The 25320-nt window shown below is 61.5% G+C and carries 20 protein-coding genes; 6 read left to right on the top strand and 14 right to left on the bottom strand.

Features of this window, described 5'->3' with window-relative positions:
- Window positions 1-2: 2 nt before the first annotated feature.
- From AB5Y73_RS08300 to AB5Y73_RS08290, 3 genes are all read left to right on the top strand, one after another.
- Window positions 3-2435 carry a formate C-acetyltransferase/glycerol dehydratase family glycyl radical enzyme gene (locus tag AB5Y73_RS08300; protein ID WP_107685147.1) on the top strand — a complete coding sequence of 811 codons (2433 nt, stop codon included), beginning with the start codon at window positions 3-5 and terminating at the stop codon, window positions 2433-2435.
- Between the two features lie 95 nt (window positions 2436-2530).
- Window positions 2531-3277, top strand: a complete 747-nt coding sequence (locus AB5Y73_RS08295) for a DNA-binding transcriptional regulator YciT (RefSeq protein ID WP_107685146.1) — start codon at window positions 2531-2533, stop codon at window positions 3275-3277.
- Window positions 3278-3404: 127 nt separating this feature from the next.
- Entirely contained in the window at window positions 3405-5255 is a 1851-nt protein-coding gene (locus AB5Y73_RS08290) for an extracellular solute-binding protein (protein ID WP_107685145.1), read from the top strand.
- 94 nt (window positions 5256-5349) lie between these two features.
- Here the strand turns inward: AB5Y73_RS08290 and AB5Y73_RS08285 are convergent, their stop codons facing one another.
- Entirely contained in the window at window positions 5350-5742 is a 393-nt protein-coding gene (locus AB5Y73_RS08285) for a DUF2750 domain-containing protein (RefSeq protein ID WP_005334204.1), read from the bottom strand.
- Between the two features lie 159 nt (window positions 5743-5901).
- Window positions 5902-6450: a hypothetical protein gene (locus AB5Y73_RS08280; RefSeq protein WP_107685144.1), complete on the bottom strand. Its 549-nt coding sequence runs from the start codon at window positions 6448-6450 to the stop codon at window positions 5902-5904.
- 245 nt (window positions 6451-6695) lie between these two features.
- Here AB5Y73_RS08280 and AB5Y73_RS08275 point away from each other — a divergent pair, with 245 nt between their 5' ends.
- Window positions 6696-6944, top strand: coding sequence for a TIGR02647 family protein (locus AB5Y73_RS08275; protein WP_005334209.1), 249 nt, complete (start codon window positions 6696-6698; stop codon window positions 6942-6944).
- On the opposite strand, the gene AB5Y73_RS08270 is transcribed toward AB5Y73_RS08275, so the two are convergent.
- The 11 genes from AB5Y73_RS08270 to AB5Y73_RS08220 all read right to left on the bottom strand — a co-directional run bounded on the left by AB5Y73_RS08270 (window position 6931) and on the right by AB5Y73_RS08220 (window position 20676).
- Window positions 6931-7236, bottom strand: coding sequence for a hypothetical protein (locus tag AB5Y73_RS08270; RefSeq protein WP_181497188.1), 306 nt, complete (start codon window positions 7234-7236; stop codon window positions 6931-6933). The two genes, AB5Y73_RS08275 and AB5Y73_RS08270, sit on opposite strands and share 14 nt — an antisense overlap.
- Before the next feature lie 90 nt (window positions 7237-7326).
- Window positions 7327-7536 carry a cold-shock protein gene (locus AB5Y73_RS08265; RefSeq protein WP_005302803.1) on the bottom strand — a complete coding sequence of 70 codons (210 nt, stop codon included), beginning with the start codon at window positions 7534-7536 and terminating at the stop codon, window positions 7327-7329.
- A 208-nt stretch (window positions 7537-7744) separates the two neighbouring features.
- Complete coding sequence (locus AB5Y73_RS08260) at window positions 7745-8845, bottom strand: dihydrolipoamide acetyltransferase family protein (RefSeq protein ID WP_107685142.1); 1101 nt, start codon at window positions 8843-8845, stop codon at window positions 7745-7747.
- Window positions 8842-9828: an alpha-ketoacid dehydrogenase subunit beta gene (locus AB5Y73_RS08255; RefSeq protein WP_041209833.1), complete on the bottom strand. Its 987-nt coding sequence runs from the start codon at window positions 9826-9828 to the stop codon at window positions 8842-8844. The genes AB5Y73_RS08260 and AB5Y73_RS08255 overlap by 4 nt, the downstream gene beginning before the upstream one ends.
- Complete coding sequence (gene pdhA / locus AB5Y73_RS08250) at window positions 9821-10909, bottom strand: pyruvate dehydrogenase (acetyl-transferring) E1 component subunit alpha (RefSeq protein ID WP_107685141.1); 1089 nt, start codon at window positions 10907-10909, stop codon at window positions 9821-9823. The genes AB5Y73_RS08255 and pdhA overlap by 8 nt, the downstream gene beginning before the upstream one ends.
- A 286-nt stretch (window positions 10910-11195) precedes the next feature.
- A complete protein-coding gene (locus AB5Y73_RS08245; RefSeq protein WP_107685140.1) occupies window positions 11196-12065 on the bottom strand; it encodes a hypothetical protein in 870 nt (289 codons plus the stop codon).
- Entirely contained in the window at window positions 12062-16051 is a 3990-nt protein-coding gene (locus AB5Y73_RS08240; protein WP_107685139.1) for a non-ribosomal peptide synthetase, read from the bottom strand. Before AB5Y73_RS08240 ends, AB5Y73_RS08245 begins: the two co-directional genes overlap by 4 nt.
- Window positions 16052-16176: 125 nt before the next feature.
- Window positions 16177-16944 (bottom strand): 2,3-dihydro-2,3-dihydroxybenzoate dehydrogenase, encoded by a 768-nt coding sequence (dhbA, locus tag AB5Y73_RS08235; protein ID WP_107685138.1) that lies wholly within the window; start codon window positions 16942-16944, stop codon window positions 16177-16179.
- Entirely contained in the window at window positions 16941-17888 is a 948-nt protein-coding gene (locus tag AB5Y73_RS08230; RefSeq protein ID WP_107685137.1) for an isochorismatase family protein, read from the bottom strand. The genes dhbA and AB5Y73_RS08230 overlap by 4 nt, the downstream gene beginning before the upstream one ends.
- Window positions 17885-19531, bottom strand: coding sequence for a (2,3-dihydroxybenzoyl)adenylate synthase (locus AB5Y73_RS08225; RefSeq protein WP_107685136.1), 1647 nt, complete (start codon window positions 19529-19531; stop codon window positions 17885-17887). Before AB5Y73_RS08225 ends, AB5Y73_RS08230 begins: the two co-directional genes overlap by 4 nt.
- The gene (locus tag AB5Y73_RS08220) at window positions 19528-20676 is read right to left on the bottom strand and encodes an isochorismate synthase MenF (protein ID WP_107685135.1); all 1149 of its coding nucleotides are present in this window, start codon (window positions 20674-20676) and stop codon (window positions 19528-19530) included. The genes AB5Y73_RS08225 and AB5Y73_RS08220 overlap by 4 nt, the downstream gene beginning before the upstream one ends.
- 266 nt (window positions 20677-20942) lie before the next feature.
- On the opposite strand from AB5Y73_RS08220, the gene AB5Y73_RS08215 reads away from it, so the two are divergent.
- The gene (locus AB5Y73_RS08215; RefSeq protein ID WP_107685134.1) at window positions 20943-22895 is read left to right on the top strand and encodes a TonB-dependent receptor; all 1953 of its coding nucleotides are present in this window, start codon (window positions 20943-20945) and stop codon (window positions 22893-22895) included.
- Window positions 22896-23021: 126 nt separating this feature from the next.
- Window positions 23022-24086 carry a 3-deoxy-7-phosphoheptulonate synthase gene (locus tag AB5Y73_RS08210; RefSeq protein ID WP_368147451.1) on the top strand — a complete coding sequence of 355 codons (1065 nt, stop codon included), beginning with the start codon at window positions 23022-23024 and terminating at the stop codon, window positions 24084-24086.
- 77 nt (window positions 24087-24163) lie between these two features.
- On the opposite strand, the gene AB5Y73_RS08205 is transcribed toward AB5Y73_RS08210, so the two are convergent.
- Window positions 24164-25162, bottom strand: coding sequence for a LacI family DNA-binding transcriptional regulator (locus AB5Y73_RS08205; RefSeq protein WP_040066127.1), 999 nt, complete (start codon window positions 25160-25162; stop codon window positions 24164-24166).
- Window positions 25163-25320 lie beyond the last annotated feature (158 nt).

Here is a 25320-nt window from a genome sequence, read left to right as displayed (position 1 = left end):
TCATGACCCAGCTCGACCTCAATACCCTCAGCCCACGGATCCGCGCCCACAAAGAGAGCCTGATCCACATCGTTCAGCCACCGGTTTGCACCGAGCGTGCCCGCCACTACACCGAGGCCTATCAGGCTAACCTCGCCCGCCCGCTGCCGGTGCGCCGCGCCCTGGCGCTGGCTCATCACCTCAAGGAGCGCACCATCTGGATCAAGCACGACGAGCTTATCGTCGGCAATCAGGCCAGTCAGGTACGGGCGGCGCCGCTATTTCCCGAATACACTGTGAGCTGGATTGAGAAGGAGATCGACGAGCTGGCAGACCGCCCCGGTGCCGGTTTTGCAGTCAGCGAAACCGACAAGGCGATCATCCACGCCCTCACCCCCTTCTGGCGCGGCCAGACGGTGCAGGATCGCTGCTTTGGCCTCTTTACCGATGAGCAGAAAGCGCTGCTGGAGAGCGGCATCATCAAGGCCGAGGGCAACATGACCTCGGGGGATGCCCACCTCGCGGTCAACTATGAGGAGCTGCTCACGCTGGGGCTCGATGGCTTCAAGGCCAAGGTGGCCGAGCGGCGCAGTCAGCTGGATCTGGCGGATTGGGCCGACCTGCAGCGCGAGCAGTTCCTGCACGCCGTCGCCATCACTCTGGATGCGGTCAGCGCTCACATCTCGCGCTACGCCGCACTTGCCCATGATATGGCAGCACAAGAATCTCGCCCCGAGCGCCGAAACGAGCTTGAGACCATAGCGCTCAACTGTGCCCACATCGCCCACCAGCCACCCGAAACCTTTTGGCAGGCACTGCAGCTCTGCTACTTTATCCAGCTCATTCTGCAGATCGAATCCAACGGCCACTCGGTGTCGTTCGGCCGGATGGATCAGTACCTCTATCCCTGGTATCGCCGCGAAGTGGAGCTGTCAGAATCCCTGTCTCGCCCCCGCGCCATCGAGCTGCTGCAAGGGTGCTGGCTCAAGTTGCTGGAGGTGAACAAGATCCGCTCCGGCACCCACTCCAAAGCCTCCGCTGGCAGCCCGCTCTACCAGAACGTCACCATTGGCGGCCAGAACTGGCGGGATGGCAGTGCCCATGACGCAGTCAACGGCCTCTCCTACGCGATTCTGGAGTCCTGCGGCCAGCTGCGCTCCACCCAGCCCAACCTCTCGGTGCGCTACCACGCCGGGATGAGCGAGGATTTCCTCGACGCCTGCATTCAGGTGATCCGCTGCGGCTTCGGCATGCCCGCCTTCAACAACGACGAGGTGGTGATCCCCGAGTTCATCAAGCTCGGGGTGAGCGTGGAAGATGCCCACCACTACGCCGCCATCGGTTGCATCGAGACCGCCGTGCCCGGCAAGTGGGGCTACCGTTGCACCGGCATGAGCTTTATCAACTTCGCCCGCATCCTGCTGGCCTCCCTTGATGGCGGCCGCGATGCCACCACCGGCAAGGTCTTCCTGCCCCAAACCCAATCGCTGCGAGACGGTAACTTTGGCAACTTTGACGAGGTGATGGCCCGCTGGGATGAGCAGGTGCGCTACTTCACCCGCAAATCCATCGAGATCGACTGCGTGGTCGACAGCGTGCTGGAAGCCCAAGCCCATGACATCCTCTGCAGCACCCTGGTAGATGACTGCATCGAGCGCGGCAAGACCATCAAGGAGGGGGGCGCCGTCTATGACTGGGTCTCCGGTCTGCAGGTGGGGATCGCCAACCTCGGTAACAGCCTGGCAGCCCTGAAGAAACTGGTGTTCGAGCAGGGGATTGTGGATCAGCAAGAGCTGGCCGAAGCACTCGAGCAAGATTTTTCAGGTCTGGCGGGGGAGCAGCTGCGTCAACGCCTCACCAACGCCGCCCCCAAATATGGCAACGATCTGGACGAGGTAGACCTGCTTCTGGTGCAGGCTTACCAGAGCTACATCGACGAGCTCAAGGGACTGCACAACACCCGCTTCGGCCGCGGCCCCATCGGCGGTACCTACTATGCCGGCACCTCCTCCATCTCCGCCAACGTGCCGTTCGGTGCCGCCACCATGGCCACCCCGGATGGTCGACACGCCCGCACGCCGCTGGCGGAAGGGGCCAGCCCGTCGTCAGGTTCGGATCGTCTCGGCCCGACGGCGGTATTCAACTCCATCGGCAAGCTACCCACGGCGGCCATTCTCGGCGGGGTGCTGCTCAACCAGAAGCTGAGCCCGGCGAGCCTTGAGAACGAGCGGGACAAAGCCAAGCTGATGATCCTGCTGCGCACCTTCTTCGAAGTGCACAAGGGGTGGCATGTGCAGTACAACATCGTCTCGCGGGAGACCCTGCTGGCAGCAAAGGCCCATCCCGATCAGTACCGGGATCTGGTGGTGCGGGTGGCGGGCTATTCGGCCTTCTTCACCGCCTTATCCCCGGATGCGCAAGATGATATCATCGCCCGCACCGAGCACAGTCTCTGACGGGGCGCTCCCCATGGCGCCTGTGACGTCATATGATTGGCAAGCCACCCCACGGGTGGCTTGCCGCTATCCACCACCTTCTATGTGAGCGCACCATGAATCCACGCCACCAATTGATCCTCACTCTGGTCCATCAGGCTCGCAAGATGAGCGTGAGTGAACTCTCCCGACACACAGGCGTGTCTGAGGTGACGGTGCGCAACGACCTCACCGTGCTGGAGAAACAGGGACTGCTCAGACGGGTACACGGCTCGGCCATGGCGCTGGAGACCGATGACCCGGATGCCCGGATGAACATCAATTACCTGCTCAAGGAGCGCCTCGCCGAGCGTGCCGCCCAGCTGGTGGAAGATGGCGAGACGGTCTTTATCGAAGGGGGCAGCGCCAACGCCATACTGGCCCGCCATCTGGCCCTGCACAAACGGGTCACCATCATCACCATCAGCAGCTATATCGCCCATCTGCTCAAAGACACCCCGGCTCAGGTGGTACTGCTTGGCGGACTGTTCCAGCATCAGAGCGAGAGCGTGGTGGGGCCGCTGACGCGCCTCTGTATCGAGCAGGTGCACTTCTCCAAGGCCTTTATCGGGGTGGATGGCTTTCATCCCGAGATGGGTTTCACCGGCCGCGATATGATGCGGGCCGATGTGGTCAACAGCGTGCTGGCCAAGGGGATGACCAATGTGGTGATCACCGACAGCAGCAAATTTGGGGCCATCCACCCGAGCCAGCTTGGCGCGCCGGGCCAGATCAACGTGCTGGTTACCGACGATGCCCTGCCCGCCCCCATGCGGGCCGCCATCGCGGCCAAGGGGATCAGCCTGCACTGCGTTGCGGCCTAGGCCACCCGCTAATTCACGCTATTTCATTGACCTGACAGGATAAAATTTTCATGATGAGCCAGTCCCCATCGGGACTGACATCACCAGTGTGTGATCTGCAGGAAGCAGACTTCAGGAGAGCAAGGACATGCCATCGACCATCACCGCCGGGGAGCGCCGACTCCCCCCTATCATTCGCGCCACCGCCATCACACTGACCCTGTGCTGGAGCCCGTTTGGCTGGAGTGCCACGCTGCCCGCTGACTTGAAGTGGGAGAGCAACAACCAGGATCCTCTCTATGCCGATCCGGCCGCCAAGCGCGGCGGCACCTTTCGCACCTTTATGACCAGCTTCCCCCTGACCCTGCGCAAATATGGCCCCGACTCCAACGGCGGCTTTGCCGGTTACGTGCGGGAAACCAACCTGCCACTGCTGAGCACCCACCCCGTCACCGGCAACCCCATGCCGATGCTGGCAAACGAGTGGGCTTTCGGCGCCGACAACAAGACCCTCTATTTTCGCATCAATCCCAAGGCGCGCTGGTCAGATGGCCAACCGGTCACCGCCGATGACTGGCTCTTTACCCTCAAGATGATGCGCAGCAAAGAGATCAACGACCCCTGGTACAACAACTACTACAGCACCCAGATAGCAGACATCACCAAGTTTGATGATCACACCCTGGCCATCACCAGCGGCACCGAAAAGAGCCGCCAGGATCTGCTCGAATCACTGCCCATCAGCCCGGAGCCGAGCCACGCCATCAAGCTCACCGCCAACTGGGTCAAGGAGTACAACTGGAAGGTGTTGCCAGTCACCGGCCCCTATCAGATCGATCAGGTAAAAAAGGGCAAATCGGTCACCTTCAAACGGATTGAACACTGGTGGGGGGATGACGAGCGCTACTTCCAGCATCGCTTCAATCCTGCGCGGATCGAGATCAAGGTGCTCAGGGATCTGAACATCGCCTGGCAGCACTTCCTGCGCGGCGATCTCGACACCTTCCCGCTGGTGATGCCCAACTGGTGGCACGACAAGACCAAAACCGCCGAGTTCGATAAGGGGTATATCGCGCGCACCTGGTTCTACAACCAGACTCCGCAATCGCCGATGGGGCTCTATCTCAACACCGCCGATCCGCAGCTGAATAATCTCGATGTGCGGCTCGGGATCCAGCATGCCCTCAACCTCGACAAGATGCTCACCACCCTGCTGCGGGGGGATTACCAGCGCCTCAACAGTTATGGCTCCGGTCAGGGGGAGTTTACCAACAGCGAGATCAAGGCCCGTCCGTTCGATCCCAAACTGGCACGGGAATACTTTGCCAAGGCAGGCTTTAACAAAGTGGGGCCGCAGGGGATTTTGCAAAACGACAAGGGGCAGTCACTGACCCTCGCCATCACCTACACCACAGCAGAGCACGCCCAGCGGCTCACGCTGTTGCGGGAAGAGGCCAAGAAGGCGGGGCTTAATCTGGAGCTCAACCTGATGGATGCCTCGGCCGGGTTCAAATCGATGCTGGAGAAAAAACACCAGAGCGCCTGGATGGCCTGGGCGGGTAGCCGCTATCCCGCCTATTGGGAGTTCTTCCACAAGGTCAACGCCAACAAGCCCCAGACCAACAACATCATGAACATCAATGACGATGCCATCACGGCTCTGGTGGAGCAGTATGACAAGGAGTTCGACTTTGCCAAAAAGGCGGCCCTGTCACGGCAGATCCAGCAGCGGCTCTATGAGCTGGCAAGCTTCGTCCCTGCCTATCAGGTGCCCTACACCCGGGAAGGCGCCTGGCGCTGGATCAAACTGCCAAAAGTACCAGCAACCCCCAAGAGCGAGCAGCTCTACTGGCCCCTCGGTGGCGACAACAGCGGTTACAGCTATGGCGGTCTGCTGTGGATCGATGAAGAGCTAAAATCCGAGACCAGGGCAGCCATCAAGAGTGGCAAGACTTTCCCGGCCGAGCCCATCATCGACACCACCTATCGCCAGCCCTGATAGCCACAACTCGTTTGGCAAACAGACCTAAAACAAAGACCCCGCCAGATAGCGGGGTCTTTGTTGGCAACCGGTGTTGCGAATAGCTCGGTGATCAGCCGCGTTTGGCCTGCTTCTCGGCAATGGCGTCAGCCACGTCGGCCGGCTCCAGTACGATGCCTTCCTGATCCGGGGTCGGGAACACAGCAACACACAGCTCATCCTGCTCCATACCGTCAACCCAGCGCTCCAGCCATACCTTCAGGGTGATGGACTGCGGCTTGCAATCGGCCCACTCGCCTTCAGCCCACGCCTTGGCGTACTCCGGGTGCGGCCATACCGGGATGCAATCTTCATCGTCGGTGGTCAGCATCATGACGCCATGCTCGTCTGTCAGGACGAACAGCTCTTCATGCTCGACCAGCTTGCTGATGAAGTGATCGTAACGGTAATCAGCGTTCAGTTGCAGCGCGGCATTGCGCTCGGTGTCGCTCAGTTCATAGCTCATTGGCCAAGTCTCTCTCTCGATAAAGGGCGCCATGTTCACATCTTGTCGTCAGCTTGTCCAGCTTGCAGCCCCTTGGCACCGGATGGGGAGGACAATGACGCAAATAAGGATAGAGCAGCCTCCTCGATAGCGAGACCGCCAGCCATCATATTGCCCCTTTTACAGCGCAGGGGTGATCAGCTCCACATCAGGCTGCTCGCTCAGTTTTTGCCGCAGCCAGTAGGCGGACTCCACCTCGACAAAGCAGAGCAGATCCCGGCCATTGGCCGCCATCGCCATCAGCTGCTCAAAACGCAGCTGTTGTTGCTGCTCCCAGGCGGCAGCGAGTTTGGCACCGTGGGCCTCATCCACCACTTCGCGACGCAGCTCGAACAGGTTATCGGTGATCGGGCTGTTGATCTTGGCGGCGGTGTGCCAGTACATCAGCAGGTTATCCATCATCTCGCTGTCGTAGTTGGCCAGTGCATCCAGCTCGGGTGTATCACCGCTGTCGCTAGCGGCAAAATCACACCAGCCCGCATCGAGTGACGCCAGCTCATGAGCCCCATTGGCATGCTTGCGCAACAGTGCAATGTCGGCCCCCTTGCGTGCAGGTAACCATACCTCGCCCTGATGGGCATCCAGCAGGGACGTCAACGAAGCAGCGGGGTAAACCGGAAAGCGGGTACAAAGTGAATGCAGCAGGGATACCAGAGTGATCTTGACCATGAGCGATACCTTGAACAGGGCGAACAGCCACCAATAGACCGTCCGATATAAAGAAGTGCCCTATCCTACCACGTTTGATCCGGCTCGGCCCTTGGCGAAGCTGTCAGCCAACCATCTGATTACGCCGAAAAAAACAGCATTTGAAACGCAGCATCCAGCCAAAGATCAATAATTTGAGCCAGCGCCCACTAAAGTGGATCCGGGGATGTTAGTTTGCATACATCTTTAGCGTAAGGAGTAAATCCATGATTGGGATCGACCAGGTTTCTAACGAATTCGTGAACGATTTGAAAATACTGGCATGCTTTGATCCGGCCAACATGAGCCTGGGGATTAAATTACGCAGCGATATGTCTGAAGAGTTGTGCCAGGCGGCAGCCCGTCTGCATCAACAGGGGCTCATCAGCGCAGAAGATGGCGGCTATCTCACCCCATTTGGCATGACCATGGTTGAACACCTGCAACATCTGTTGGTCGCACTCAAACCGCTTTGACCGGCTGTGGTGCCCAGAGCGAAAAGTTGAGTAGCTCCCAGCGCACCCCTTGGTGAAGATGACAGGCAAACAGCAAAGGACCTTCGGGTCCTTTTACTTTGCCATCCACCAGCCACTCCCCCTCCCTTTCAGGTACCAGTCGCGCATTTACCTCATCGGGTTGCAACGCAGCGCCCATCCGGAACTGGACAAATTGCTGGCAAATCACCTGCGCTTCCATCGCGGATTGAACCGGTACCGGCGCATCGGACGTCGGAGTCAAGGTGGCAGCAAGCAGGAGCGATAGCAGCATGATTCAGCACATGGGAGTCAGTAGCAGAAGCAAGATAAACAAAAAGCCGTGGCACCAGAGGTACCACGGCTTTCTTAAATTCTGTAAGAATTACAGAGCGGTTACGTTCTCAGCCTGCGGGCCTTTCTGACCTTGGGTCACAGAGAACTGTACGCGCTGACCTTCAGCCAGGGTACGGAAACCGTTACCTTGAATGGCGCTGAAGTGAACGAAAACGTCCGGGCCGTTTTCTTGCTGGATGAAGCCAAAACCTTTGGTTTCGTTGAAAAACTTAACGGTACCGGTGATCATGTTAGACATATCTTTTAAACCTGTATTCAAAATAATTACTTATGCTTTTCAGCGGGTAAAGCTCAAAAAACGGGATTAACTTATGAACAACAGGACAAGATGTGAAACATCGTATTCATTGACATAACTATCGCCCTTTCAAGCTGGTTTGGATTATACGTGGCTTTGTAGATTACGCAAACAAATTTGTGCCCTGCCAATGACAGGGCACAAACCGTTATAAGGTGGCTGCTTCCAACGCTTCGACCAACGCTCTGAGAAAACGGGCCGCCTCCCCGCCAGTGCACGCCCTGTGGTCAAATGTCATCGACAGTGGCAATGCCCTGACGGGGCGCGCCTCGCCATGGATGAACACCATTTTTTCGAACAGTTTGCCTGCCCCTATGATGGCCACCTGTGGCGGCGTGACGATGGGGCTGGCATAGCGGCCAGCGATGGCGCCGAAGTTGGTGAGCGTAATGGTCGCCCCCTGCAACATTTCGCGCGGCACGGCGCGCGCCTTCACATCGGCGATCATCCGATCCAATCCCTGCCGCAGATCGGCCCCCTCCCGCTCGGCCACGTTCTCCATCACCGGCACATAGAGGCCATGTTTGGAATCCACCGCGATGGCTACATTGACCTCTTTGAACAGCCGCCGTGACAGGGTGTCGCCATCAAACCAGGCGTTCATCGAAGGCTCGGCGCGGCACGCCACGCCAATGGCCTTGATAAGGCGCACCGTCACATCCTCATCAGGCCGCCAGTGACGCAAATCCACCTCGTCGGTGATGCTGACCGGCACCACAGTCTGATGAGAGAGCTCCATCGCCTTGGCCATGGCCCTGCGCGACCCTTTGAGGAATTCGTTGCCACTGCTCTGCTGGGCCTCGAATGCCTGCTGCACATCCAGCTCGGTCACCATGCCGCCGCTGCCACTCCCCTTGATCCGGTCGATATCCAGACCCAGTTTTTGTGCCAGCAGTCGCACCGCTGGCATGGCTTGTACCAGCGCGCCACCCGGGGCAATGGCCCCCACTACGAAGTGATCCTCGATATGTTGCTGATGGACGCTCACCTTGCCCACCACGGTGCCATCATCCTCCCCCCCCTCGAATTCCACCAGCGGCGCACCGATATGGAGGATATCCCCCTCGGCGCCGCAGAGACGGGCGATCACCCCGGCCACCGGTGAGGGCACATCCACCAGCGCCTTGGCGGTTTCCACCGACAAGAGCACCTGATCGACCGCAACGGTATCACCGGCACTCACCTTCCATTCGACGATCTCGGCTTCGGCCAACCCTTCACCCAGATCCGGTAATTTGAAAAATTTCATAGCCACTGGTTCTCCATCAGCTGGTGAGCGGCATCGGCGATATCCTGCTCGGTGATGAGGTAATACGCTTCGTTGCGATAGTAGGGGACGGCGGCATCCACACCGGTCAGCCGCTTGGGCGGCGCCTTGAGGCAGGGAAGTGCCTGCTCGGTCACCCGCGCCACAATTTCGGCCCCGACCCCGAAGCTGCCGCACGCCTCGTGTACCACCAGTAAACGGCCGGTCTTGCGCACCGAAGTGAGGATGGTCTCCATATCCAGCGGCTTGATGGTGGCCAGATCCAGCACCTCGCACTGGATATCCTGCTCGGCCAGCAGGTTCGCCGCCCGCATCACCTCCTGAATGCAGGCCCCCCAGGCCACTACCGTGATATCCCGGCCCGGGCGCAGGGTGAAACAGACATCCAGTGGCAGGCCGACACCGTCATCCACCACCTCGGATTTCATCGAGCGATAGATGCGATCCGGTTCGAAAAACATCACGGGATCCGGATCACGGATGGCCGAGAGCAGCAGGCCATAGGCGCGTCTCGGGCTGGAGGGGATCACTACCCGTAGCCCCGGAATATGGGCAAACAGCGCCTCGACACTTTCGCTGTGGTGTTCCGGCGAGTGAATGCCTGCGCCATAGGGAGAGCGATAGACGAGGGGACAGGAGAGGCGGCCACGGGTGCGGTTTCGCATCCGCGCCGCCTGACAGATGATCTGCTCCATCCCGGGGAAGATGAAGCCCTGAAACTGGAACTCAGCCACCGGCTTGAGCCCCTGGGTCGCCATGCCGACAGCCACCCCGGCGATCAATCCTTCGGCAAGCGGCGTGTCGATCACCCGCTTGAAACCGAACTTGTCGCGCAGGCCCACAGTGGCGCGAAACACCCCGCCGTTGACCCCCACATCCTCGCCCAGTACCACCACATCCGGGTCGTGCTCCATCTCGTAGTGAAGAGCCATGTTGACCGCTTCCAGCAAACTGATCTCACTCATGGCCAACCTCCTGCTTCATCCCCTTGGCAATTACTCGCTCGCGCTGGGGCAAGAGTTCGGCGGGCAGGCTGGCGTAGTGATAATCGAGCATCGCCTCCGGTGGCTGGGGCGCCATCGCCTCATAACGGGAAACCGCCTGTTCTACCTCTCGGGTAGCCTCCGCCAGCAGGCTCTGCTCCTGCTCTTCATCCCACCAGCCCTGGCTGTGCATAAACTGGCGCAGCCGCTTGACCGGCTCTTTCGCCCAGGCGGCCTCGACCTCGGCCCCATCGCGATAGCGAGTGGCATCGTCGGCCGTGGTGTGATCGCCGAGGCGATAACTGACCGCCTCGATCAGGGTCGGCCCCTTGCCGCTGCGAGCCCGTTCGACGGCACTGCGGGCGGCATCGTAGACCGCCACCACATCGTTGCCATCCACCTGCAGGCTGCGCACCCCTGCACCAATCCCCTTTTGGGCCAGCGTAGGAGCGCTCGATTGCAGCTTGCGCGGCACCGAGATAGCCCACTGGTTGTTGTTGACGATGATGACCATCGGCAGGTGCCAGACCCCGGCGCAGTTGAGCCCCTCCAGAAAATCCCCCTTGGAGGTGCCGCCGTCGCCGATGGTGACTACGGCAACGCGCGGTTGATTACGCAGTTTGAAAGCCGAGGCAATACCGCAGGCGTGGGTGATCTGGGTGGCGATGGGGACGCAGATAGGGAGATCTTCAGAGGGAGTCCCATCGGGTTTGAGAAAATAACTGCCCCGCTCGTCACCACCCCAATATTGCAAGTTTTTCTCCATCGGCACGCCCCGCACATAGAGGGTGGGCATGTCCCGATAGTAGGGGACGTAGACATCCTGCGGCTGCATGGCCAGACCAATGCCAATCCCTACGGCTTCTGCGCCGAGATGGGAGGGAAAAGTACCGAGCTTGCCGGTTCGTTGCAGCGCAATCGCTTTTTTGTCATAGCTGCGCACCATCACCATATTGCGGTAGAAGGTGTGCAGTATCGCCTTGTCCAGCCAGGTCGGTAAGGTTGCGACCGGGCCCCCTTCCGCATCGAGGTAACGAAGGAAAGGGATGTCGACATGGGTCATAACTGGCTCCTTGCCGTTGTGAGCGTCACCGATGCTGGTGACATCTAGATGTAAATACCTTGTTAAATAAAAAGCAAAGGGATTTACTCAGGTAAGACCAGTAGAAACTTCTTTAAAGTAGCGAAGGAGCTGAATTTTCGGCGATGAGTGGCAAGGTATGCCGTAAATGGTGCAACTTTGCAGCGCTGAATGCAGGATGCAAAATGTGAAAAAGGGGAGCCTGGCTCCCCCATTGAGTTACTTCAGTTAGCTGTTACTTCTTGTCAGGGGTTACTCCAACCAGCAGTTACACCAGCCACTGTTGCAGCTGGCGGGCCATACCCGCTGGCAGCAAGTGAGCGCGACTTAGCAAGCGGCTGCGCCAGGGCTCGGCCAGCAAGGTGGGGCAAATTCGCATCTCCCGCCCCCTGTCAGCCACGCGCACCAACCTGTCGATAAGAGTTTCCAGCGGCGGATGCACCGGCCAGTGGGGATAGAGGTAGACAGTTGTGATATCGGCCAGCTCGCACACCCGATCCTCTTCCTCATCTCCCTTTCCATCAGCCATTGGCCAGGGGTGAAGCACCTGCAGCCAACCCGGCCGTGCGGCCTCCAGCAACTGGCCCAGCGTCGGCTGCGCAAAGTGGGGATCCCCTGCAACTTTGAGCATATGGCGCGCCCCTGCCAGCACCACCACGCCGCGGGCGGGAAGTGCAAGAAGATAGTCGGCCAGCGCCTGATCCCGCCCCCTGTTGTGTTGCTGCCACCGCTCCGGGCTCATCTCCTGCCACTCGAATAAGGGCTCGCAGAGATGCACCCGCAGCCGCACATGTTCGGGGCGCGCCAGATTGCTCTGGCGCAGGGCGGCAAAGAAGGCCGGAAACTCGGGGGCCATCCAGGCGGGAAAGGCACAGGAGTCGAGCCAGACCGGATAGAGCCGTGCCAGCGTCAGCGGCTCACCCTGCCAGCTCTCCTCCCCCGTCAGCCAGGCATCGAGCAAGCCTTGATGGCGGCGGTTGCCGCACTCCAGCACCAGATCGGTCATGATTCCCCAGAGCACCGGATCACAGAGCCAGGCGTGCTGGCGCCGGATAAAATCCGGGTGCCAATGCGGCTCCCCCAGCCCCACCAGCTTGCCCGCCAGCAAGGCTTCCCGGATGGCGGCAACCGGGGTCATGCGCCCCCCTCCAGCCGGATGTGCGGTTGTTGCCCGACCCCATCGACCCGCTCACCAATAAGGGCGCCGACCTGCGCCAGCCAGTCGGGATGCACCATCTCCTGATGCAGGCAGGGGAAGCGCTCATAGCGGATTTCCCCTTTTGTCAGCGGCTCCCAGCCACGTCCATCCAGCCAGGGCTGGCGGGAAGCTGACGCTTCGATAAAGATCACCTCCCCGTGGTAGCAGTAGTCGACCGGCTCACGGATGAGCCGGTTGTTGTGGCCCACCAGCTCAATCATGGCGCTCACCACCTGCTCGTCGAGCATGGCCAGCGCACTCCCCTCCGCCCCCAGTCGGGCCACCACCTCGTCTCGAGTGAGGGAGTCGAGCGCCTCATCCGCAACCGCAATGCCCCCCATTCGCAGCAGCGCATCGAGCATCCGCTGCTCGTCGGGCAGCGGCTGGGTCTGCCACTGCTGACAGGGGTAGGCATCGAGCAGCAGCACCATGGCCACCTCTTGTCCCTGCTCTTGCAGCATGGCGGCCATCCGGTGCACCAGCATGCCCCCGAGCGACCAGCCGAGCAGCCAGTAGGGCCCCTCGCTCTGTTGACGACGCAGCTCGGTCACATAGTCGAGTGCCAGCTCGTCGAAACTGGCGGGCAGCGGCGCATCCGGCTGACAGAGCGCCCGCGCCTGCAGGGCATAGACGGCCATGTCGGTCGGCAGATGGGGCACCAGTGGCGCATAACACCAGCCGAGCCCCCCTGCGGGGTGGACGCAAAAGAGGGTGGGGCACGATGTGCCAGACTGCGTACCATGCGCCCGCAGGGGCAACAGCATGGGCATGGCCTCCCGCTCGCCGCCAAGACGGCGCGCCAGCTGGGCAGGGCTCGGTGCTTCGAACAGGCTAGCCAGAGTGAGAGTCTGTCCAAGCGACTCTTCAATACGCACCACCAACTGCGCCGCCAGCAGGGAGTGGCCGCCGAGGGCAAAGAAGTTATCGTCGGCGCCGACCCGCGCCAGCCCCAGAACCTCGGCGAAGAGGCGACAGAGCCGCTCCTCCAGCAAGGTTTTCGGCAGTGACTGACCCACCGCCGACGCCATGTCGGGCAGCAGCAGCCCCTTGCGATCCAGCTTGCCATTGGGGGTAAGCGGCAGCTCAGCCAGGTTTACCAGGAGCCCCGGTACCATGTAATCGGGCAAGGCAGCGCCAAGGGCGGGTGCCAGCTCGGCCAGCGTCAGCTCTGTGCTATCTGCGGTCACCACATAGGCCACCAGACGGCGATCGCCGGGGGCAAATTCGGGGGCCAGCACCACCGCCTGCGCCACCCGGGGATGGCGCAGCAGCACCTGCTCGATCTCTTCCAGTTCGATGCGTTGACCACGGATCTTCACCTGAAAATCGAGGCGCCCCAGATACTCGATGGCGCCATCCTCGCGCCAGGCGGCCAGATCGCCGCTGCGATAGAGCCGTCCCGCTCCGAAGGGGTTGGCAATAAAGCGCTCGGCGGTGAGCTCGGGCTGGCCAAAGTAGCCCTCCGCCACCTGTACGCCGCCGATCCAGAGCTCCCCCGCCACACCGGGCGGCACCGGCTGCAACCAGGGGTCAAGAATGTGGATGCTGGTATTCCAGACCGGATAGCCGATGGGCACGCTGGTCACCGCCTCGTCTGCCCGGCAGAGATACCAGGTGACATCCACCGCCGCCTCGGTCGGGCCATAGAGGTTGTGCAGAGGGGCGGAGAATGTCCCATACCAGCGCTGCACCAGATCCGCGGGCAGCGCCTCACCGGAGCAGAAGACCTGCCGCAGTGCCTGGCAACGCGCAGGCTCGGCCTGAGTGACAAAGATCTGCAGCATAGAGGGGACAAAGTGCAAGGTGGTGATCCCGGCCTGCTCAATCAGCTCGGCAAGGTAGGCGGGATCCTTGTGGCCGCCCGGTTTGGCGAGCACCAGTCGCGCACCGGTCATAAAGGGCCAGAAAAACTCCCAAATGGATACATCAAAACCGGCCGGGGTCTTTTGCAGCACCCGATCCGCCGGGCCGATGGGATACATGTGCTGCATCCAGAGCAGCCGATTGACGATGGCGCCATGGCTCACCACCACCCCTTTGGGCCGACCGGTCGAGCCGGAGGTGTAGATTATGTAGGCCGCATCTTCCGGTTTGGGGGCTGGCAGATCACAAGGTGCTATCCCCGCCACGTCTATCGTCGCCAGCTGCTCTGCCACACCGGGGGCATCGAGGCTGACAAGTGGCGCAGCCACATCGAGCGGCATCTGAAGCGTACGACTGGTCAGCACCAGCGCAGGATCGCTGCTGGCGAGAATGTAGCCGATCCGCTCCGCCGGATAGTCCGGATCAACGGGCACGTAGACGGCACCCACCGCCATGATGGCCTGCTGGGCGAGAATCAGCTCGGGAGAGCGCGGGATCACCACCGCCACCCGACAACCGGGGACCACGCCCCTTCCCGCCAGATAGCTGGCCAACTGACAGGTACGCTGACGCAGCTCGGCCACACTCCAGCGCTCGGCACCACACTCCAGCGCGATGGCGCTCTGATCTGCCGCCGCCAGCCCCTCGGCCAGCAGTGCGCTCAGGGTGGTTGTCGGCAACGGATGGTCGGTTTGGTTCCAGCGCGCCAGCTCAACCTGCTCACAGGGCAGCAACAGCGGCAAGCGCACCGCTTCGGCCTCGTCATCCGCCTCCCTCCAGGCCGCCAGATAGGCGACCAGCCGGGCCAGATGACGTTCGCTCTCCTGTTGGCTGAAACGCCCCTGATGTGCTTCGAGGGTCAGGGTCATCGCGCCTGCCTCCTCGGCAAAGTAGAATGCGCACTCCTCCACCGGCCCCGCCGCCAGCACCTGCACCTCACCACGAACCTGGTTGTGCCCTTCACCAAAGCTGAGGGTACGGGCAAAGGGCATTAAATTGACCTGAGGGCCAAACAGCGACTGGCCCGGCTGACGCTGTTGCAACCACTCCTGACGGCAGCCCTGATGACGGCGCAGGGCGGCAAATTGCCGCTCTACCTGTGCCAGCAACTCCCCTACCCGGCTGGTGCCGCTCAGCTCGATACGCAGTGGCACCACATTGACCTTCATGCTGGGGGTATCGGCCGCCGCTGAACCCAGCCTCCCCATCAGCGGAATACCCAGCACCACCTCGCCAGCGCCGCTCATCCGCTGCACATAGCTGGCCACCGCCGCCAGCAGCAGACTGTATGGGTGACAGGCCGAACGACTCGCCCGTGCCACCAATGCCTGCCACTGGCGGCCAGCCAGCCGCTGCTCAAGACGATATGTGGGGCCCGGCCCTTGCGCCGGACGGCGGGAGAGCGACGCCGGATTCTCCACCCCGGCCAGCTGCTGCACGAAGAAATCGCGATCCCGCGCGGCGCGCGGCGAATCCTGATAGGCCGCCTCTTCAGCCAGCAACTCCTGCTGGGTCGCATAACGACAGGGTGCAGGCTGCTCGCCGGCACAGAGCGCCTCATACCAATTTGCCACCCGCTGGCAGAGCAGGCTCAGGCCAAAGCCGTCGATGGCGATATGGTGCACGGCGATAAACCAGGCCCACCGCCCCTCGCCAAGGCGATAGAGGGTGGTGGCAAACAGCGGCCCCCCGGCCAGATTGAAGGGGACTGCCAGCTGCGCACGCATCTCGGCCTGCGCGGCGGCGAGCGGGTCAGCTTCGCTGCGCAGATCCCGCTCTGCCAGCTGCCAGCAGGCGGGGTTGGCCACCATCTGCGGGCCATCGGCAGTGGCTACAAAAGCGCAGTGCAGACAGGGGATCTCGTCGATAGTCTGGCGCACCGCGCGGGTGAAGTGATGGGGAGCCAGCGCCCCCTCCAGCAGCCAGTACTCGCCGGTATTGCAGGCGGGGCTCTGCGGGTATTTTTGCTGGGCAAACCAGATGCCCGCCTGAGCGGTGGTAAGCGGCCAGCGCGAGTGCTCACCACGCTGGTGGGTGGCGCGCATCGCCATTGTCTGTTCCATGGAAATGTCCTTGCGCAAACATCGAGCGGGCAGTGGCTTGCCCCTGCCCGCATGGCTGAAAAGCGAGGAGGCCAGGCCTCCTCCATTAAGAAGGTGTCACGCCTGCCAGACCGGCAGCGCGTCGGCTAAACCCCCAGGGTGGCACCGCCATCGACCACCAGATCCTGCAGGGTGATATGGCTGGCCGCATCGGAGGCGAGAAACAGCACGCAGGCAGCCACCTCGTCGGGTGTACCCAATTTGCCAAGGGGGATCCCCAGCTTGAACTGCCCGGGCAGACCCGCGATAGTGCGCTGTTCTCCCTCCCGCTGCTCAGCCTCCCCCTCCTGCCACATGCCGTACAGCATCGGGGTACGGGTCGAGCCCGGTGACACCAGATTGCAGCGCACCCCATAGGGGGCAAGTTCCAGCCCTGCCGTTTGAGTGAGGCTGGTCAGCGCCGCCTTGGAGGCGCCATAGATGCCCATCCCCACTCGCGGCACCCGACCAGCATTGGAGGATACATTGACGATGGCGCCCCTGCGCCGCCCCTGAAACCAGGGGGTCAGGGCCCGCATCAGGTAGAAGGGGGCGAAGGTATTGATGGCGAAGGTGCGCTGCAAGAGGGCGTCATCCACCTCATCGATCCTGCCGGTCGCCAGTACGCCCGCGACATTGACCAGCACATCGGGCCCCAGCCCCTCGTCCAGCAGCTGTTCGCAGCAGCGGGTCACGGCCTCGCTGTCACTCACGTCGATCACCACCCTCTTCATGTTGCCGGGCAGTGCCTCGGCCAGTTGCAGATCGAACGCCACCACGCTGGCTCCTGCCTCGGCAAAAGTGCGCGCCACCGCATGGCCAATTCCCTGCGCCGCGCCGGTCACCCAGATGGTTCTGCCTTGCCACTCGCTCATGGGGTGCACTCCGGTTCGCTGACGTGCTCTTCGTTGACCTGATAAGCCGTGGCCTGACTGACATTGGGTTGACTGACATTGTGCTGACGGGAGAGGAGATCCCACCAGTGAGCCAGGGTCGGCGTGCGGGCCAGCTCGGCCAGCTCCACCACCAGCCCCCGCTGACGCCACTCTTCCACCAGCCCCATCACCGCCAGCGAGTCGAGACCGTAGTCGAGCAGGTTGTCATCCTCGGCGGGCTGCTCCTGCTGCATCTCGGCGGGCAACCGTGCCAGCACCTGAGCGCGTAGAGATTCGCGAGTCATGGGGCGTTTGCTGGCCGCCATCACCTCGGCCACGGTAATCACCCGACCGGCATTGCGGCTGACGTAGGAGAGCGCCAACAGATGATCCTCGCGGGAGAAGTCGGCGATGGCATCAGCCACCAGGAAGGGGCGAATATCGCGCATAAAGGCATCGACCGCCGTCTGCATCACCCCGATATGGCCGTAGATGCCGCAGATCACCAGCTGATCTCGCCCCCATTGGGCCATCAGCTCGGCCAGTGGAGAGCGGCAAAAAGCGCTGTAGCGCCACTTGGTCAGCACCGTATCCTGCGGCTCGGGCGCCAGCGCCGGAACGATAGGTTGACGCTCCGGCGCCCGGGTCAACCCCGGCCCCCACATGTCGTTGAGCAGCGCCCGATCGGCCTGGCTCTGCTCGGCGGGCTGGGCGGTATAGACCACCGGCATGCCAAGAACTCGCGCCTGACGGATCAGGGTGGCGATATGGTCGATAACCTGATTGATCAGCGGATTGCCCGGCCCGTAGAAATCGACGAAATAGTGCTGCATATCGTGGACCAGCAAAGCGGCACGGCCCGGTTCGAAGGGCCAGTTTACCCGCCCGGTTGGCAGCTCTTCTGCGGTAGGCAGCGGATAGGCGGCGAGGGATTGAATGGTCATGCACACTCCTTGGCGAGCTGCTCGCGCAGCGTCTGTTTGTCTATCTTGCCGACCGGGGTGTGGGGCAGTTGCTCCACCAGCACCAAGCGATCGGGCAGTTTGTAATCGGCCACCCCCTGCTCGCGCAGGAAACGGCGCAAACGGGGCAGATTGAGGGGCTCGCGGCACATCAAAAAGGCGCAGCTGCGCTCCCCGAGCATGGGATCGGGCATGGCGACCAGCGCCGCCTGCCGCACCTCCGGGTGGGTCAGCAACAGCTCTTCAATCTCGAGGGCGTCGATCTTCTCGCCACCCCGGTTGATCTGATCCTTGTTGCGCCCCACCACCATCAGATGACCGCCGGGCAAGCGGCAGACCAGATCGCCGGTGCAGTAGAAACCGTCCCGGTCAAAAGCCCGCTGATTGTGGGCATCAGCCTTGAAGTAGCCGCGAAAGGTGTAGGGGCCACGCGTCCAGAGCTCGCCGCACTCACCATCGGGCAAGGGGCGCCCGTCGCTATCCCTCACTTCCACCTCGTCGCCCGGGCTCATTGGACGGCCCTGGGTATTGACGATGTGCCACTGGTCATCCTCGATGCGGGTGTAGTTGACCAGCCCCTCGGCCATGCCAAACACCTGCTGCAAACGGCAACCAAGGCGGCTCGCCACCGCCTCGGCATGAGCCGGGCTGAGGCGCGCACCTCCCACCTGCACACACTCCAGAGAGGTCTGCGGATAGTGGCTGGCCGCCTCCAGCCAGAGCGCCAGAGCCGGTGGCACCAGTGCCGCCCAGTTGACCTGATGGCGCTGCACCAGCGGCAGACAGGTTGCGGCGGAAGGATCCTTTGCCAGCACCACGCAGCCACCGACATAAAACACCCCGAGTGCCCCGGGGGAGCTCAGGGGAAAGTTGTGGGGCGCTGGCAGAGCGCAGAGATAGATCACCCGCTCATCCCAGCCGCACACCGCTACGCTCTGGCGCACGCTGTAGCCATAGTCATCGTGGGTACGGGGGATCAGTTTGGGGGTGCCGGTGCTGCCGCCGGAGAGCTGGAAAAAAGCGACTTGATCGGCCGGGGTAGGAGTTGGCTCGATAGCCGTCAGCGGCGAACCATCAGCACGGGCTATCGGGTCAGGCTGACACCATGCAAATCCTGACTGAAGATCGGAGCCTTCTGCCTGCTCGAACAGCAGTGTCTGGCAGGAAGGCGATACCAGCTCATCAAGGGCCACGAGGCTCCCAGCTTCACCGGCAAAGCCGGGATGGGAGGGGCTGAGTACCAGCAAGGCGGGCTCAATCTGGCGGGCAAAGGCCACCAGCTCGCGCCGCTGATGGCTGTAGAGGGCGTGCACCGCCACCACTCCGCAGCGGATCAGGGCAAACCAGCAGATATAGAACTCTGCGCAGTTGGGCAACTGCACCAGCGCGGTATCGCCGTGGCCCAGCCCGCGCGCAGCCAGCCGCGCCGCCAGTGCATCGACCTCACGCTTTAACTGGCCATAATTGAGGGTTCGCTCGCCGCAGATCAGGGCCGTGCGCTCGGGATAACGTGCGGCGGAGTCATCGAGCAGTGCGGTGAGCGGTTGTCCGCACCACCACCCTTGCGCCCGGTAGTGGGCCGCCAGCTCGGCGGGCCAGGGGGTAAAGGGCACCAGCGGCTTCATGCAGTTACCTCCGGCTCCCGGCTCTCGAGGCCAAACGCCCGCAGCATGGTGCCGAGCTTGGCGGCGGTCTCCTGCCACTCCGCTTCCGGCGAGGAGCCCACCACTACCCCGGCGCCGGCATAGAGCCGCAGTTGCCTGCCGGCCAGCACGCCACAGCGAATGGTGACTACCCACTCGCCATTGCCATCGGCATCCATCCAACCAACGGCGCCGCAGTAGAAGCGGCGATCGTACCCCTCAAGCCGGGCGATGGCCTGACGCGCTGCCGAGAGCGGCGTGCCGCACACCGCCGGTGTCGGGTGCAGCGCCAGCGCCAGAGCCAGCACGGGAGAGGGCTCATGGAGCCGTCCGGCGATGCGGGTCGAGAGGTGCCACATGGTAGGAGTGGCGATCACCTGCGGCTCCAGAGGGACGTCCAGCTCGCGACAGAAGGGAGCGAGGGCCGCAGCGACTGCATCGGCCACCAGCGCATGTTCATAGCGATCTTTTTGCGCCCCCAGCAGCTCGGCACTGGCCGCCGGTTGATCAGGAAAAGCGTGGCGCGGACGGGATCCCGCCAGCGGATTGCTCACCACCGCCATCTCGCTGCGCGATACCAGCAGCTCGGGGCTGGCGCCAAGCAGGGTCTCCCCATCCGGCAGCGGGATCTGGAACACATAGGCGCCCGGATTCTGGGCCAGCAGAGAGCCATAGGCGTGTGCGGGGGAGGTCTGCTCTGCGCTCTGCACGTCGATGGCGCGCGACAACACCACTTTCTCAAGCCTCCCCTCGCTAAACTGCTGCAGCGCCGCCCGCACCGCCCCCTGATAGTGGGCAGCGCCGGTCACTTCACTCACCGCACCATGGAGCTGGCAACAGCGGGCGGGCAACAGGGCATCCCTTGCAACCCACTGCGATTGCGCCGGGATCACCAGATGCCAGGGGGATTGGGTATCAAACGGAATGGCGCCGATGGCGATGGGATTGTCCATCCCCTGTTGGCGCAACTGACGCAGATGGGCGAGCAGTTTTTCCGGTGGAATGCCGGTAAAACTGTCGTGGATACCGGAAGCGACCAGTACCCTGTCACCGCTGGCAAAACAGCACACTTTATCCAACCCGGCCGCTGTGGCGGGCCACTCTCCTTCCAGTGCATGGTCACACATGACGGTGCTACTCCTTGGAATGAATCACTGCCTGACACGACTTAAAGTGAGTCATTTGACTCACCAGATGTCAGGGTGAACGGCATCCTAACAAGGAGCGAAATAACGATCAATACAAATGAGAATCAATTTCATTAACTTCTTTTTAGTCAAAAGAGGGTGACGAACGAAACTTAACTTCGCCGATAAAAAAGAGTTGCGATCGGAGCAAATTCAATTTGATAATGATAACGCTTATCATTTGTATATTATGGAAGATGTAAATAATGAAATCCTCAACCTCCCGTTTTATTGCTCCCAGCCTGCTGGCCACTACCATCGTCACCCTGCTGACCCAGCAAGCGATCGCCGCCAGCAACGCCCCTCAAGCCGATGAGGTGATTACCGTCACCACCACGGCGCACAATACCCGCTCGGCACCGGCCTCTATCTCTGTCATCACCGCAGAACAGATCGCCGCCGCGCCCGTCAATGATCTTGCCGACCTGCTGCGCCACGAAGTGGGCATTCAGGCTGAAGCTGACACCAATGGCCGCAGCGATATCGGCATTCGCGGCATGTCCGGCAAGTACACGCTAGTGCTGGTGGATGGCAAACGCCTCTCCTCCTCCAATGCCCTGTGGCGCGGTGGCAACTTCGACAACACCCCGGTCCCCCTTGGCATGATCGAGCGGGTCGAGGTGATCCGTGGCCCCATGTCGGCACTTTACGGCTCCGATGCCATCGGTGGTGTCATCAACATCATCACCAAGCAGCCGGGCAAAACCTGGCAAGGGGCAGCCGATGCCGACTTCAAGGCCATCGAGGGCAAAGATGGCGGCGATCAGCACAGAACCAACCTGGGCTTTACCGGCCCGCTGACCGACAACCTGCTGATCCGGATGAATGGCGAAGTGTACGACCGTCAGGCCTGGACTCCGCCCGAAGCGGCCGATGGCATCCCGCTCATCGAAGCCAAGCAGACCCGCAACTTCGCCTCCACCCTCAGCTGGCTGGTGGATGAGCAGCAACGCTTCGAGCTGGATTACCTCTACAACCAGGATGAGCGGCCTCTCGATATCTTCCGCAAAACCGGCAACAAGGTGCACAGCCGCCAGCAGCAGAACGATCGCAACCTGTTTGGCCTGACCCACAAGGGGAACTGGAGTTGGGGTGACACCACCGTCATGGCCAACTATGAAAGCTCCCAGATCGACGACTTCAACACCAGCTACTCTGCCCCGCAGCAACGGGAGCTGGAAGAGAACACCTTGACCCTCAAGGGCTATACCAACCTGGCACTGGCTAACCACTACCTGACCCTGGGTGGTGAATATCTGGATCGGGAGCTGGTGGATGCGGTGAGCTACAAGGATATCGGCGGCAAGGAGAGTCACTCCCAGGAGGCGCTGTTCGCTCAGGACGAAATTGGCCTGACCGACAGCCTGACCTTCACGCTGGGCGGCCGTTACGATCACCACGAGATCTACGGCAGCCACTTCACCCCGCGCGGCTATCTGGTCTATGAGATGAACGATGTGGTGACAGTGAAAGGCGGTGTCAGCCAGGCCTTCAAGGCACCGGCGCCGCACCAGTACTCCAACGGCTACAGCATCGAGAGCTGCGGCGGCAGCTGCCGCATCTATGGCAGCGACAAGGTCAAGCCGGAAACCAGCACCAACTACGAGCTGGGTGTCATCGCAGGAGAAGGGATCTGGGAGACCAGCGCTACCCTCTTCTACTCCGACATCGACGACATGCTCACCTTCAAGCAGTTGCCGAACTCCACTGACCGCACCTGGTACAACCTGGAGAAGGCCACCACCAAGGGGTTGGAGCTGACCGGCAAGCTCGATCTGACCGACGATATCAACCTTGGCGCCAACTACACCTACCTCAAGGCTGAAGGCGATCAGGGTCAGGCACTGCCCGAGCGGCCGGAGCACAAGGCCAATGCCAAGATCACCTGGCAGGCCACCGAGCGGGTCAATGCCTTTGTCGGCACCACCTACACCGGCACCCAGTTTGCCGAGCAGACCGTCAACAAGGTTGTCGTACTGCACAAGCTGCCCAGCTATCAGACCTTCGATCTCGGCACCGGCTTCAAGGTCACCGAGAACTTTGACCTGCGACTGGGGATCAACAACCTGACCGACGTGCGCCTGCAAGAGAAAGATACTGTCTTCCAGAACGTCGAACCGGGTCGCAGCTACTACGTCAGCGGCTCAGCCCGCTTCTAAGGTAGCCAAGGCCGATATAACAGAGCGCGGGCCCATGCCCGCGCTCTGTTAACCAAGAGAATAAGGGGAAGATCCCCACTGGACAGCAAAGAGCATGCAGATTTCCATTTGTCATCAGGATCGCTCATGTTCACCTCACTTCTGAATGCTTCACCCCTTGCCACATTGCCCACCCCTGACGAGATGTTAAAGGCCAGACTCTGTCCGGCACGGCTTACTCGCCAAATCGCACGCAGCCGCCAGCAAGCCCGCCATATTCTGCAGGGAGAGGATGATCGCCTACTGCTGGTGATCGGCCCCTGCTCCATTCACGATCCGGCAGCCGCCCGCGACTATGGTGGCCAGCTCGCTGAACTGCAGGGCCAATACGGGGAGCAGCTGCAACTGGTGATGCGCACCTATTTCGAAAAGCCGCGCACGACGCTCGGCTGGAAAGGATTTATCTTCGATCCCGACCTCGATGGCAGCGATCAACTGGAAAAGGGACTAACCCAGGCTCGGGAGTTACTGTTGGCACTTGGGCAGGAAGGGCTCGCCTGTGCCACCGAATTTCTCGATCTCACCAGCATGCTCTATCTGGGGGATCTCATCAGCTGGGGTGCCATTGGCACCCGCACCACCGAATCCCAGCTCCACCGCCAACTGGCCTCCGCCCTCCCCTGCCCCATCGGTTTTAAAAACGGCACCGACGGCAATATCCGGATCGCGGTAGAGGCGATCCTCGCCAGCCGAGCGGCCCACCTCTATACCCAGCCTTCCGGTGATGGCCAGCTGGCACTGGTGCGCAGCCATGGCAACCCCGACTGCCACCTGATCCTGCGCGGTGGCCGCCAGCCCAACTATCAGAGCTGTCATGTGGCAGAGGCTGGCGACTTGCTGCGCCAGCATCATCTGTCACTCCGGCTGATGATCGATTGCAGCCACGGCAACAGCCAGAAGCAGCATGCCCGCCAGCTGCTGGTTGCCCGTGACATTGCCGACCAGCTGGGTGCTGGTAGCCATGCCATCGCCGCCATCATGGTGGAAAGTTTTATCGGCGAAGGGCGTCAGGAGATTGGCAGCAAACCGCTGCGCTACGGCCAGTCGATCACCGATAGCTGTATCGGCTGGGAACAGACAAGGCAGCTGCTCGATATGGTGGCAGAAGGGGTGGAGGCGCGCCGTCAACACCGGATCGCCCTGGCGGGATAAATGGCGGATTAGAGAGATAACGCAGAAAAGAGTGTGGCCCCGATGGGGCCACCTTGTTGTTCACTGTTTGACGCACATCAGGCGACTGACTCACGCTCCACCAGCTGGGCTTCAAACTTGAGCGCCAGGCCGTCCACCGGCTTGTGATCGAGCAGACGCAGCGCCAGCTCGGCAGCGCGGCTGCCCATCTCCTCGATGGGGTAGCGCACCGTGGTGAGTTTGGGATAGATGTAGCGGGCGTAGGGGATATCGTCGAACCCCACCACCGACACCTGCTGCGGGATCTTGTAACCCCGCTCCAGCAGGCAAGAGATCGCCCCCGCCACCATGCCGTCGTTGAAACCGAGCACGGCAGTGAACTCGACACCACGGGCCAGCAGTTCACTCATCGCCACATAGCCGCCATTTTCGTCGGCAAAGGCGCGGCTGACGAGTGCAGGATCAAAGGCGATCCCGGCCCTGGCCAGGGTCTGGGTGTAACCGGCCATCCGCTGCTGACCATCGACAAACTCTTCATCATCGGAGGTGATAAAGGCGATGTTGCGATGACCGGCATCCAGCAAGTGCTGGCACGCGGTGGTGATCCCCGCCTGGTTATCGAGCCAGACGCAGCGATCCTCAAAGCCCGGCACCTGACGGTTGATGAACACTATGGGGGTAGAGCCAGCCGCCAGCTCGCTCAGCTCCTCGTCCGGGAGCGCCTTGCTGTGGAGGATCAGCGCATCGCACTGGCGCTGCAGCAGCGCCTGAATGGCGTGACGCTCGCGCGCGATATCATGGTTGCCAGACATGACGATGGTGAACTTGTTGGCCTGATCGACCATGGTTTCGATGCCACGCATCATCTGGGCAAAGAAGGGACCGCCGCAGAGGTCGCCAACCAGCACGCCAATGCAGTTGGAACGCTTGCTGACCAGTGCCTGGGCAAAACTGTTGGGTCGAAAATTCAGTTCCTTCATGGCCGCCAGTACGGCCTCACGCTTTTCCGGTGCTACCTGTGCCGTGTTGTTGATAACCCGCGACACGGTGGAGATAGACACATTTGCCAGCTGAGAAACGTCTTTAATCGTTGCCACTATCCATTCCTTTATTGTGGGGGAACCTGTCGATGCCGACGCCCGAGTATACCCTGCGGCCTGATGCAATTCCCGGAGCCAGGTCACCAGGCATGTTTCCTTTGGTAACAAAACCTTACCCGATGATACCCGGCAGCAGGGAAATTTGAAAACAGGGG

This window comes from Aeromonas sp. s7(2024) (genome assembly GCF_040907825.1).
Classification (GTDB): domain Bacteria; phylum Pseudomonadota; class Gammaproteobacteria; order Enterobacterales; family Aeromonadaceae; genus Aeromonas; species Aeromonas veronii.
The sequence above is the reverse complement of the archived record's forward strand: the minus strand, read 5'-3'. Positions and strand labels throughout refer to the sequence as shown.